This window comes from Salirhabdus euzebyi (assembly GCF_014207435.1).
Taxonomy (GTDB): domain Bacteria; phylum Bacillota; class Bacilli; order Bacillales; family Alkalibacillaceae; genus Salirhabdus; species Salirhabdus euzebyi.
In genome coordinates this window covers 1-11,628 of sequence record NZ_JACHGH010000023.1, presented here as the reverse complement: position 1 = coordinate 11,628, position 11,628 = coordinate 1, and the positions used below count along the sequence as shown (strand labels likewise).

At 35.6% G+C, this 11,628-nt stretch carries 10 protein-coding genes and 1 other annotated feature; of the genes, 6 read left to right on the top strand and 4 right to left on the bottom strand.

Features of this window, described 5'->3' with window-relative positions:
• The first annotated feature begins 412 nt into the window (after positions 1 to 412).
• Positions 413 to 2,326, top strand: coding sequence for an asparagine synthase (glutamine-hydrolyzing) (asnB, locus tag HNQ94_RS19375; RefSeq protein WP_174498042.1), 1,914 nt, complete (start codon positions 413 to 415; stop codon positions 2,324 to 2,326).
• Here asnB and HNQ94_RS19370 read toward each other — a convergent pair.
• A complete protein-coding gene (locus HNQ94_RS19370; RefSeq protein WP_428842598.1) occupies positions 2,307 to 3,188 on the bottom strand; it encodes a C39 family peptidase in 882 nt (293 codons plus the stop codon). The two genes, asnB and HNQ94_RS19370, sit on opposite strands and share 20 nt — an antisense overlap.
• Before the next feature lie 99 nt (positions 3,189 to 3,287).
• Positions 3,288 to 3,806 (bottom strand): gamma carbonic anhydrase, encoded by a 519-nt coding sequence (locus HNQ94_RS19365; RefSeq protein WP_174498041.1) that lies wholly within the window; start codon positions 3,804 to 3,806, stop codon positions 3,288 to 3,290.
• Positions 3,807 to 3,876: 70 nt separating this feature from the next.
• Here HNQ94_RS19365 and HNQ94_RS19360 point away from each other — a divergent pair, with 70 nt between their 5' ends.
• Together HNQ94_RS19360 and tbcS are read left to right on the top strand one after the other, a co-directional pair.
• Positions 3,877 to 4,680, top strand: a complete 804-nt coding sequence (locus HNQ94_RS19360; protein ID WP_246200103.1) for an alpha/beta hydrolase — start codon at positions 3,877 to 3,879, stop codon at positions 4,678 to 4,680.
• Positions 4,677 to 5,759 carry a tetraprenyl-beta-curcumene synthase gene (gene tbcS, locus HNQ94_RS19355; protein ID WP_174498039.1) on the top strand — a complete coding sequence of 361 codons (1,083 nt, stop codon included), beginning with the start codon at positions 4,677 to 4,679 and terminating at the stop codon, positions 5,757 to 5,759. The genes HNQ94_RS19360 and tbcS overlap by 4 nt, the downstream gene beginning before the upstream one ends.
• Before the next feature lie 30 nt (positions 5,760 to 5,789).
• Here the strand turns inward: tbcS and mnmM are convergent, their stop codons facing one another.
• Both mnmM and mnmL read right to left on the bottom strand, forming a co-directional pair.
• Positions 5,790 to 6,365: a tRNA 5-(aminomethyl)-2-thiouridylate-methyltransferase MnmM gene (gene mnmM / locus HNQ94_RS19350; RefSeq protein ID WP_174498038.1), complete on the bottom strand. Its 576-nt coding sequence runs from the start codon at positions 6,363 to 6,365 to the stop codon at positions 5,790 to 5,792.
• A 1-nt stretch (position 6,366) separates the two neighbouring features.
• Positions 6,367 to 7,317, bottom strand: a complete 951-nt coding sequence (gene mnmL / locus HNQ94_RS19345; protein ID WP_174498037.1) for a tRNA modification radical SAM protein MnmL/YtqA — start codon at positions 7,315 to 7,317, stop codon at positions 6,367 to 6,369.
• Between the two features lie 127 nt (positions 7,318 to 7,444).
• Between mnmL and HNQ94_RS19340 the strand changes: the two genes are divergently transcribed.
• The 3 genes from HNQ94_RS19340 (at position 7,445) to HNQ94_RS19330 (ending at position 11,186) form a co-directional block, all read left to right on the top strand.
• Positions 7,445 to 7,726, top strand: a complete 282-nt coding sequence (locus tag HNQ94_RS19340) for a DUF2524 family protein (protein WP_174498036.1) — start codon at positions 7,445 to 7,447, stop codon at positions 7,724 to 7,726.
• A gap of 273 nt (positions 7,727 to 7,999) precedes the next feature.
• Positions 8,000 to 8,214: a binding site (T-box leader), on the top strand.
• 109 nt (positions 8,215 to 8,323) lie between these two features.
• The gene (gene leuS, locus HNQ94_RS19335; protein WP_174498035.1) at positions 8,324 to 10,738 is read left to right on the top strand and encodes a leucine--tRNA ligase; all 2,415 of its coding nucleotides are present in this window, start codon (positions 8,324 to 8,326) and stop codon (positions 10,736 to 10,738) included.
• A gap of 130 nt (positions 10,739 to 10,868) precedes the next feature.
• Positions 10,869 to 11,186: a rhodanese-like domain-containing protein gene (locus HNQ94_RS19330; protein WP_221452632.1), complete on the top strand. Its 318-nt coding sequence runs from the start codon at positions 10,869 to 10,871 to the stop codon at positions 11,184 to 11,186.
• Positions 11,187 to 11,628 lie beyond the last annotated feature (442 nt).

Here is an 11,628-nt window from a genome sequence, read left to right as displayed (position 1 = left end):
AATTCCTCTTTTCATTGTTTTTCGTGGTTGAAAACATTGTTGACAAAAAGGAATAAAATGACTCTTCTTTTTTACACAATTATAAGGACTTAATCAGAAAAATAACTGATACGATACAAAAAATCTCCTAAACCCCAGATAAAATTCACTCAACTCTTTAAAAAAATATTTTGTACGTGCATTTAAAACGAATTAACTGCACTAAGTATCAAATGTTTATTTAACTTACAGTACTTTTCATAATAATTTAATTCAGTTGTAGAATAAGGAGCGATAATAATTTTGTCTATTTTCATATCGTACTGAAACTTTTGAAAAATCAAACCGTCTAATGAGTATCGTATTGAATTTTTGATTGTGATATACTCAAATTTAGTTACTTAATGAACAGATGAAAGAGAGGACAAACATCATGTGTGGTTTTATAGGAATGATTCGACACAACGCCGAAGCACCTAACGAAACAGATAAAAATGAATTCCAAAAACAAAATTACGTTATTTCTCACCGTGGTCCTGACGACGAAGGTTATTTCCATGATGAACATATATCTTTTGGGTTTAGAAGATTGAGTATCATTGATATAGAAAGTGGACAGCAACCACTTAGTTATGAAAATGATAAATATTGGATTATCTTTAACGGAGAAATTTATAATTATGTCGAATTAAAACAGCAATTATTAGATGAAAATTATCATTTTAATACAGAATCTGATACAGAAGTTATTTTAGGTATGTTCCATAAATATGGTGAAAAAGCATTTGAGCAATTCCGTGGTATGTTTGCAATTTTAATATGGGACAAAGAAAAGCAAACACTTTACGGTGCGAGAGATCCTTTTGGAATTAAACCTTTATACTACATCGAGAAAGAAGGAAAAACTTACTTTGGTTCAGAGAAGAAAAGTCTTTCCATGATCTTAGATGAAGAAATTGTGGATGATGAAGCGTTACACTATTATTTAAGTTATCAATACGTTCCGGAACCGCATACATTAACAAAAGGAATTAAAAAGGTTGAACCAGGGCATTATTTTGTTCAAAAACCAGGTGAAAATCCAAGCTTTAATCGTTACTTCCATGCAAAGTTTAATCCAGTTTTAATGGATAAAAAAGATTGGGTAAACAAAATTCAGGATGTATTATATGATTCTGTTAAAGTGCATATGAGAAGTGATGTACCTGTTGGTTCTTTCTTATCAGGTGGTATTGATTCTTCCATTATTGTATCAATGGCGAGAGAATTCCACCCAGGAATTAAAACGTTCTCTGTCGGTTTTGAACGAGATGGGTTCTCGGAAATTGACGTCGCGAAGGAAACAGCAGATAAACTAGGAGTAGAAAACATATCCTATGTCATTACTCCAGAAGAGTATGTACAAAAGCTACCTAAAATCATGTGGCACATGGATGATCCGTTAGCCGATCCAGCATGTGTTCCGTTGTATTTTGTATCTAGAGAGGCTAGTAAGCATGTAACAGTTGTACTGTCAGGAGAAGGTTCAGACGAGTTATTTGGTGGTTACAATATATACCGTGAACCAGAATCTTTAAAAGTCTTTCAGTCTATTCCAACCCCAGCTAGAGACTTATTAAGAAGAGTTGCTAATATCTTGCCTGAAGGGGTTAAAGGGAAAAGCTTTTTAGAAAGAGGAACAACACCTTTAAACAAGCGTTACATCGGCAATGCAAAAATGTTTGAAGAATGTGAAAAAGAAAAGCTGTTGAAAAATTATAATCCTGCATACCCGTATCAAAATATTACGGATGGATTATATCGCCAAATTGAAAATGAACCTCTTGTTAACCAAATGCAGTATATAGATATTCACACTTGGTTAAGAGGTGACATTTTATTGAAAGCAGATAAAATGACGATGGCACATTCATTGGAGCTAAGGGTCCCATTTTTAGATGTTGAAGTCATGAAGGTAGCAAGTGAACTACCGGTTAACCTCAAGATTGCCAATGGTACGACAAAGGCTATCTTACGTGAAGCGGTTAAAGGAATTGTTCCAGATCATGTGCTCGATAGAAAAAAACTCGGATTTCCTGTTCCGATTCGTCACTGGCTAAAGAATGAACTTTATGATTGGGCAAAAAATTTAATTCATGAAAGCCAAACGGACGATTTATTGAATAAACAGGTTATTCTTGACCTTTTTGAAAGTCATTGTAAAGGAAAAGGGGATTATAGCCGGAAAATTTGGACTGTCCTTATGTTTATGCAATGGCACCAAATTTTTGTGGAGAAGAAATACGATGTAGAAGAACTGAAAAATGAAGATAAAACAGAAAGCAAGCTTACGATTGCTCAATCGTAATAGCTTGCTTCCCCATTTGCACCCAGGCGTCTATAAAGTCGTCAAAGGGTGCTTTTTTTGTTTTGTTTAGTGGATCATTGAAATAAATATAATTTTCATCATAACCAGTTATGAGAACAGCGTGTTCATTCATCGTTATTTTTACGGGACCGTTAGGAGTTTGCCATGTTTTAAACGCACTTTCTGGAAGTTTCTTATACTTGGCATTAATGATGACGAGAACAGGTTGTCCATTGTTTAAGGATTTTAAAACTTCATAAAAGGATTCTCCAGTTAAATCCTTTACTTTATCTCCAGCATATTTCTCTGCTAATTGTGCAATTGGTTTGTGGTAAACACCATAACCTGGTTCAGTCAGATCGTACATGTTCCCTACAAATCCGTCGTTAGGATTACCAAAATATTCTTTTCCATTCTTTTTCTTATATGGAGTATTATCTTTAGCAATCTGATTTGCTAAGGTCATTTTATCTACTTTAAATCCGCTATATTGCAACAGCATGGTTAATGATGTTACTTCGCATCCTCTTGGAAGCTCCGGATACTGTAAAACCTTTGGTGCTTGAAGTTGAACAGTTGATTGAATAATAAAATCATTAATAAGTGGCGTATCTTTAAAAAAATCATTGTTCGAAACGCCCATAGCAGAAACAGTAGGGATTTCTTGATTTCCCATTAGTACGGATTGTATTTTTGGCAGCCACATTTGTTTATGCTGATAGGAAAAGAAAAGGAATAAAGTTGCTGCACAAAGGGTAAATAAATAACTGTATAATTTAAGTTGTTTTTGGAAAAGTTTAACCTTATAAGCTAATATTCCAAGGATTATACTCATGAAAAGCGTGAAAAAGAATAATGAAATAATCAAGAAATCTCCCTCCTTTTTTATATTTTATGGAGTTCGTATCATACTAAGCTGTTAAAAAGTTGTTATGTAAGTCAAGTTATCCCAAAAATGAACTTACTTTTTTTCAAGTAACTCTTTGTAATATTGCCCTTTCTCTACATACGATCGGCGAATTCTATCCATTTCCTTAATATCTTCATCGGTTAAATCCCGAATAATTTTAGCAGGTCTGCCGAATGCCATCGTATTTGGAGGGATTTTTTTGCCTGGAGGTACTAAGCTCCCTGCTCCTATAAAAGCTCCTTCTCCTATTTCAGCACCATCTAAAATGGTTGATCCCATTCCAATGAGAGCATTTTTTTCAATAATTGCAGAGTGAAGCAAGACTTGATGTCCGACTGTTACACCATCATGTATGATTAACGGTTTATTTGGGCTTTGATGAAGCATGCTTTGATCTTGAATGTTTACTTCTTTCCCTATATAGACAGGAGCCACGTCTCCTCGGATAACTGTCTTGAACCAAATGCTTGCTTTTTCTTGAATAGTAACATCTCCGGTAACAACTGCATCTTCTGTAATAAAGGCAGTTTCATGGATTTTTGGATATTTTCCTTTATATTCACAAATCATAAGTTAATTCCCCCTTGAAGATTGGTTGATTTACAAATTAAGTATATCAAATGTTTAGGAGGCATTGCTCTTGAAAAGGAAGTTAAACGAATCAAGCAAAGGGACTGTAGTCCTTGTTCATGGTGCGTTTGAACATTCTGGAAGGTATGAGTGGCTTGCTAATAAATGGTATGAAGCGGGATATAATGTCATTTATGGTGATTTACCAGGGCAAGGAAATAGTGAAGGAATTAAAGGGCATATTGATTCTTTTGACGAATATATAGATAAGATTTCAGAATGGATTGAAGCAGCCAATTATTTACAAAAACCTATTTTCTTATTAGGACATAGCATGGGTGGATTAGCTGTGGTTAGAGCATTAGAAGAAAAGGAATTAAACGTTGATGGTGTCATATTGTCTTCACCAAGTTTAGGGATATGTGCTCGGCCACCTAAATGGGTTCGCCCATTATCAAAATTTTTGGTGAAAATGGTTCCAACTTTTAAAATAAAAGTACCATGCCGTCCATGGCGATCAACTCGTAATGAATTTTTTCACAATCGAAATAAGATAGACCCCTTAATTTTGAAAAAGGTGTCCATTCATTGGTATTATGAGTTAGAACGTGCTATTGAACATGCTTTTAAACAAATAAAAAAATATCCAGCAGTTCCAACATTGCTTATGCAAGCAGGAAAAGACTTTTTAGTAAATGTGAAGGATGTTAAAAATTGGTTTCAGAGCTTACCTATTGAGGAAAAGAAGTTTGATGAATGGAACCATTTATATCATGAAATATTTAATGAGCCGGAACGGGAAGAGGTTTTTTCTGTGGCAATGGAATTTGCTAATGAAGTGTGCGAAATTAAGGAGTTGGAGGTAGAAGCTTGAATAGTAAAGTACCACATTCCCCACTGAAATTAATAACTAACTGCTATCGTAGAGTATTTCCGGAAGTACATGCGGAACTTCGTGAGTGGAAACGCAAAGCTAGCAGCATAACGAATGAGGAATTACGACATCAGGCACTTGCAAGCATTCACACAAAAACGTTCCATTGTGAGGGCGGTGGGACTTACGCACTGCTTGCAAAACACAACCTTCAGGAAGCTGTCCGATTTATCGTTGCGTACCAAACGATAAGTGATTATTTAGATAATTTATGTGATCGAAGTACCTCATTAGATCCTAAAGATTTTGAACTGCTCCATCAAGCAATGTATGATGCGCTAACACCAGATGCACCAGTAAGAAACTATTATGCTTTTCGTAACGAACAAAATGATAATGGCTATTTAAAAGAGCTCGTCCAAACATGTCAAAGAAGTTTAAAAGAAATTGATAACTATGACGAATTACAGCCTTATTTAATTCAACTAGCTTCTTTATATAGTGATTTACAAGTGCATAAGCATGTGACAAAGCAAGAGAGAATTACACGTTTAACGACGTGGTTTGAGGAACACAAAGAAAAATGCCCGGATTTAACGTGGTATGAATTTTCTGCTTGTACAGGATCAACTTTAGGGATCTTTTGTCTTGTTTCTTACGGATTAGGTGGCCAATTTTCAAAAGAGAATGCGGAAGTTATTTTTCGTAGTTATTTTCCCTATATGCAAGGTCTTCATATCATGCTTGATTATTTTATTGATCAAATTGAAGATGAGCGAGAAGGGGATTTGAATTTTTGTAGCTTCTATCCGGATCATCAGCAGTTAAAGAAACGTTTTCTATATTTTATTCAACAAACAGAAAAAAACTTAGATGCCTTAATACCTGATTATCCATTTCACCAATTAATACAAAATGGATTAGTTGGGATGTATTTAGCTGATAAAAAAGTAAAACAAGTCAAGCATGCCAGGGATGTTATTAGAAGATTGCTAAAAGAAACCGGTATGACTGCGAAGTTCTTTTACTTTAATACGAAACTTTACCATAAAATAAGACCCGTTATGTCAGGAAGATGACATAAGCGAGTCTTTTTTTACGTCTAGCTATTAGCCTCTTGTTCTTTCAATAGCCAATATAAAAGGAGGATTGTTTTTTTGGTTCAAAAATCCATACTGTAATACGGAAAAATATTTTTGGTCTAAATCTTTTAAATAATCCATCACTTTGTTTTTCTCTTCTAACCCACCTTCATGCCCATAATAAACAACGAGTATAATTAATTTTCCAACTCGTAAATGGCGTAGTAAGGTATCAATAGCTTTAATGGTTGAAGATGGTTTTGTAATGATTGATTTATCACTTCCAGGCAAATATCCTAAATTAAAAATGGCTCCGCTAATATTTTTATTCATCTTTTCTGGCAAATGGTTTTCTAGACTTTCATGACTTTCCTGTATTAAGGTGACATTGTTTACACGATTTTCTTTTAGTAACGCCTTTGTGTTTTCTATTGCTTGTTGTTGAATGTCAAAGGCTAAAACATGACCTTCTTCCTCGACAAGATTAGCGAGCATTAATGTGTCATGACCATTACCTGCAGTTCCGTCCACTACGAAGTCTCCTGGTTGAACCGATTGTGATAAAAGTGTATGGGAATAGGGTATAACTCGCTGTAACTTCATATCAGTTAACTCCTACTTTAGCAAATTTTCCTTGCCAGCTATTACGTTTTTCAAGCTCTGCATCAATTTCATTTAATACTGACCATTTATTTAAACTCCACATTGGTCCGATCATTAAATTCGCAGGACCGTCCCCTGTTATTCGGTGAATAATTGTTTCAGAAGGGATTACTTCTAATTGATCTACAACTAAGCGGATATAATCCTCTTTTGATAAAAACTCAAGCATCCCTTTTTCGTATTGTTTTACTAAAGGAGTTCCTTTTAACAGGTGGAGTAAGTGTATTTTTAAACCTTGAATGTCCATATTAGCGACAATTCGGGCTGTTTCCATCATCATGTTGTAATCTTCACCAGGAAGTCCATTTATAATATGAGAGCATACACGGATGTTGTGTTTCCTTAACTTTTCAACGCCTTCTAAGTAACAATTTAAATCATGTGCCCGATTAATGAGGTTAGATGTTTTTTCATGTGCGGTTTGTAATCCTAATTCAACCCATAAATAAGTTCTTTCGTTAAGTTCGGCTAAGTATTCTATGACATCATCGGGTAAACAGTCAGGACGCGTAGCGATAGATAGTCCTACAACCCCATCTTGTTTTAACACTTTTTCATACTTTTCACGAAGTTCTGCTACGGGAGCATGTGTATTTGTGAATGCTTGAAAATAAGCCATATATTTTCCGTTTTTCCACTTGTAGTGCATCTTGTCTTTAATTTTGTGAAACTGTACCTCTAAATCCTCCGCTCGGTCACCTGCAAAATCACCGCTACCCGCAGCAGAGCAAAATGTACATCCACCATAGGCAACTGTACCGTCTCTATTTGGACAGTCAAAACCACCATCTAAGGCAACTTTAAACACTTTATGTCCAAACGTGTTTTTTAAATGATAATTCCAGGAATGATATCTTTTATGGTCAAATGAATAAGTAAATGGATTTGTCATTTTTGTTACTCCTAACTATAAGACATTCCATTGCATTTTATCATGACTTTCCTTTATATGAAATGTGCACAATTTGGGAGGAATAGTTTTGTTGTAGATGTTCAAATTACAAATGAGGTGATAATTGATGACTACAAGAGATGCGATGGAGCGTTTTATTGAAGAAGTGATGGAAAAAGTAGAAGCGGCAAAACAAGAACTTGATGAAACAAATAAAAATGGTTATGAAGTAGATGAGGAATATTCAAGTACCCAAATGGGACTAGAGCGAGCTGAAGCAGATATTGAGCATATGAAAATTAGTGCAAATGCTCAACAGAGAGAACAGCTTCACCGACTTCACCTCCAAGTTTCTCAGTTATTAAATGACATGTATTTAGATCAAGTAGATGTTAATGAATATAGATAACAGATTGTCTTTGATGCCGGACTTTGTTCCGGCTTTTTTTAGGAGTGATGTCTTAAGCCCTGTAGGGTCTATCCAGTCGCTTCCGCTTTTCTAGATGTCTAGCTGCAGCGCCTAGCCCCTCGGGGTCATAAGTCAATTCCTTCTGTGGCAAAGGCAGCCACGTCAGGTCTTGTCTTAAGCCTGTCGGGTCTACCAAGGCGCTTCCGCTTTTCTTGGCTAATGTTGACAATTTTCTCGCACTTCATTACAATACGATTACATATAGTAAAGTAATGAAAAACGATGACGAGGAATAGTAGTGATGAGTCAAGCTTCAGAGAGATGGCGGTTAGGTGCGAGCTATCCTTGATAATCATGAACTCACCTTTAATGTTGCAGATGTGAAAATAGTAATGTCTGCCGTATGTCTGCGTTAAAGACCTCAAGGAGAACACGATTTAAGTGTTAAATTGGGTGGTACCGCGGGAATAACAACTCTCGTCCCTTTTTTGATGGGATGGGAGTTTTTTTATTTATACTTTTAAAAGTTAATGCGGTAGTGCGTGAAAGTGCAGTAAAAGTTCCAGTAATGTAGAGAATCGTAAGGAGGAAAAGGGTATGTCATTTGACCACAGAAAAATTGAGAAAAAGTGGCAAAAATGTTGGGAAGAAAATAAAACGTTCAAGACGGATACGGAAAGTGAAAAAGAAAAATTTTATGCACTAGATATGTTTCCTTATCCGTCAGGGGCTGGTTTACATGTAGGGCATCCAGAAGGATATACAGCTACAGATATTCTTTCTAGAATGAAGCGTATGCAAGGTTATGAAGTTCTTCACCCAATAGGTTGGGACGCTTTTGGTCTGCCTGCCGAGCAGTATGCATTAGATACTGGGAATGACCCTAAGGAATTTACTGAAAAGAATATTAATACGTTTAGAAGGCAAATTAAAGAACTTGGCTTTTCCTATGATTGGGATAGAGAAGTAAATACAACAGATCCTAATTATTATAAATGGACACAATGGATCTTTTTAAAGCTTTATGAAAAAGGTTTAGCGTATGTTGATGAAGTGCCAGTTAACTGGTGTCCAGCATTAGGTACTGTACTTGCGAATGAAGAAGTAATCGATGGCAAAAGTGAACGTGGAGGACACCCTGTTGTTCGTAAACCGATGAGACAATGGATGCTTAAAATTACAGCTTATGCAGATCGTTTACTAGAAGACCTTGAAGAATTGGATTGGCCAGAAAGTATTAAAGACATGCAACGTAACTGGGTAGGAAAATCAGAAGGTGCACAAATTACATTTAAGATAAAGGATACTGATTACTCTTTTGAAGCATTTACAACTAGACCAGACACACTATTTGGTGCGACATATGCTGTATTAGCTCCAGAGCATCAGCTTGTGAAAAAAATTGTGACAGACGAGCAAAAAGAAACAGTAGAAAAATACTTAAAACAAATCGAAACAAAAAGTGATTTGGAAAGAACTGATTTAGCAAAAGATAAAACAGGAGTCTTTACAGGTGCTTATGCAATTAATCCAATTAATGGCGAAAAGATGCCGATATGGATTGCTGATTATGTACTGATGTCCTATGGAACAGGTGCCATTATGGCTGTCCCAGCACATGATGAACGTGATTATGAATTTGCGAAAAAGTTCGATTTGCCAATTGTAGAAGTAGTGGCAGGAGGAAATATAGATCAAGAAGCTTACACAGAAGATGGAAAGCATGTTAACTCGGATTTCCTTGATGGTCTATATAAGGAGGAAGCAATTACAAAAGCGATAGAATGGCTTGTGGAAAATGGGTATGGAGAAAGAAAAATCACATACCGTCTTCGTGACTGGTTGTTTAGTCGTCAAAGATATTGGGGTGAACCTATTCCAATTATTCACTGGGAGGATGGTACAGCTGAAGCCTATCCTGAAAGTCAACTACCATTAGTGCTGCCAGAAACGACTGAAATCAAACCATCTGGGACAGGAGAATCTCCACTAGCTAATATTAAAGAATGGGTAGAAGTAACCAATCCGGAAACAGGAAAAAAAGGTCGTCTCGAAACAAATACAATGCCACAATGGGCAGGAAGCTGTTGGTATTATTTGCGTTATATTGATCCCCACAATAGTGAAGCTTTGGCGGATCCGGATAAACTAAAAAAATGGTTACCTGTTGATGTCTATATTGGTGGGGCTGAACATGCTGTACTTCACTTGCTGTATGCTAGGTTCTGGCACAAGTTTTTATACGATATTGGAGTTGTTCCAACGAAAGAGCCATTCCAAAAACTATTTAATCAAGGGATGATACTTGGGGAAAATAATGAAAAGATGAGTAAATCAAAAGGCAACGTTGTCAATCCAGATGACATCGTGAACACTCATGGTGCAGATACACTAAGAATGTATGAAATGTTCATGGGTCCTTTAGATGCTTCAATCGCTTGGAGTACAAATGGACTTGATGGTTCTCGTCGTTTCTTAGATCGAGTATGGCGCTTGTTCATAAATGATAATAATGTTCTAGATGAAAAAGTAAAAGCTGAACAAAATGAAAACTTAGAACGTACTTATCATGAAACAGTGAAAAAAGTAACGCAAAATTTCGAGGAACTTAGATTTAATACTGGTATATCCCAAATGATGGTGTTTATCAATGAGTGTTATAAAGCAACACACATTCCTAAGGAATATGTGGAAGGTTTTGTGCAATTACTTTCACCTGTTGCTCCACACCTTGCAGAAGAACTTTGGGAAAAACTCGGTCATTCAGGTTCTGTTAGCTATGTTGCTTGGCCGTCTTATGATGAAAGCAAGCTAGTTGAAAATGAAGTAGAAGTAGCTATACAAGTTATGGGTAAAGTTCGTGCCAAGATTATGATGGCTAAAGATGTTACGAAAGAAGAAATGGAAAAAATCGCTTTGGAAGATGAAACAGTTCAACAGTGGATTGAAGGAAAAACTATTCGTAAAGTGATTGCTGTGCCAGGAAAACTAGTTAACATAGTTGCCAATTAAGTAAGGAAGAAGTTATAAAGGGAGGGAACATAGTTTGTTTCCTTCCTTTATGTTGGTTTAATTTGCTCCAATCACCCTATCTAATTTAAAATTAAAAGAAGTTATTACATATAATAGGAGGTAATGCATTATGATCGATGAGGTGAAAGAAATTACACCGGAAATGTTAGAGGGATTAATAGAAACAAATAGTAATCGATATGAAATTATTGACGTAAGAGAAGATGAGGAAGTAGAACAAGGAATGATTGAAGGAGCTCAACATATACCACTTCAACAAATTCCTGAATCCATAAACAAATTTAATAAGGAAACGGAATATGTTATCGTTTGTCGCTCGGGTCGTAGAAGTCATAATGCTTGTCTATATTTACAAGAACATGGGTATAAGGTAAGAAATTTAGTTGGTGGGATGTTAGAATGGAATGGTGAAGTGATTTTTGATTAATAGTTTAGAGAAGTTCTACATGAATATGTAGGGCTTTTTAATTTAAACATAATATAGTCCTCCCGCTTTGCAAATAAGTCATGAATAGTAGCTGCAAAACGTTAATTCCATATTTTACATGGATAGTAGGTATTGTCATTGGGTATATTCCATGATATATTATTAATCCGCCACAAAAACGGCGGTAATAAAACAACTTTTAAAAAATTGGTTGTTGCAAGGATAGATCAAATCATGATATATTAGTTTTTGTCGCTTTTAACAGCTGACTAAAACATTATAAAAAATTATTGACTTATAATTTTGAAAGTGTTATGATTGTAAAGTTCGCTTCAAACGAAGCGCGCCTTTCGAACTTTGAAAACTGAACAAAATAACCAGTACGTCAATTCGCTATTTTTTAAATAGCAAAGCAACAAAACGAGTTACAAGGATGTCAGCA

Coding starts and splice junctions, on each gene's coding strand:
- asnB (WP_174498042.1), top strand. CDS start 413: ATGTGTGGTTTTATAGGAATGATTCGACACAACGCCGAAGCACCTAAC.
- mnmM (WP_174498038.1), bottom strand. CDS start 6,365: ATGAAGTTACAGCGAGTTATACCCTATTCCCATACACTTTTATCACAA.
- mnmL (WP_174498037.1), bottom strand. CDS start 7,317: ATGACAAATCCATTTACTTATTCATTTGACCATAAAAGATATCATTCC.
- HNQ94_RS19330 (WP_221452632.1), top strand. CDS start 10,869: ATGATCGATGAGGTGAAAGAAATTACACCGGAAATGTTAGAGGGATTA.
- HNQ94_RS19340 (WP_174498036.1), top strand. CDS start 7,445: ATGACTACAAGAGATGCGATGGAGCGTTTTATTGAAGAAGTGATGGAA.
- HNQ94_RS19365 (WP_174498041.1), bottom strand. CDS start 3,806: ATGATTTGTGAATATAAAGGAAAATATCCAAAAATCCATGAAACTGCC.
- leuS (WP_174498035.1), top strand. CDS start 8,324: ATGTCATTTGACCACAGAAAAATTGAGAAAAAGTGGCAAAAATGTTGG.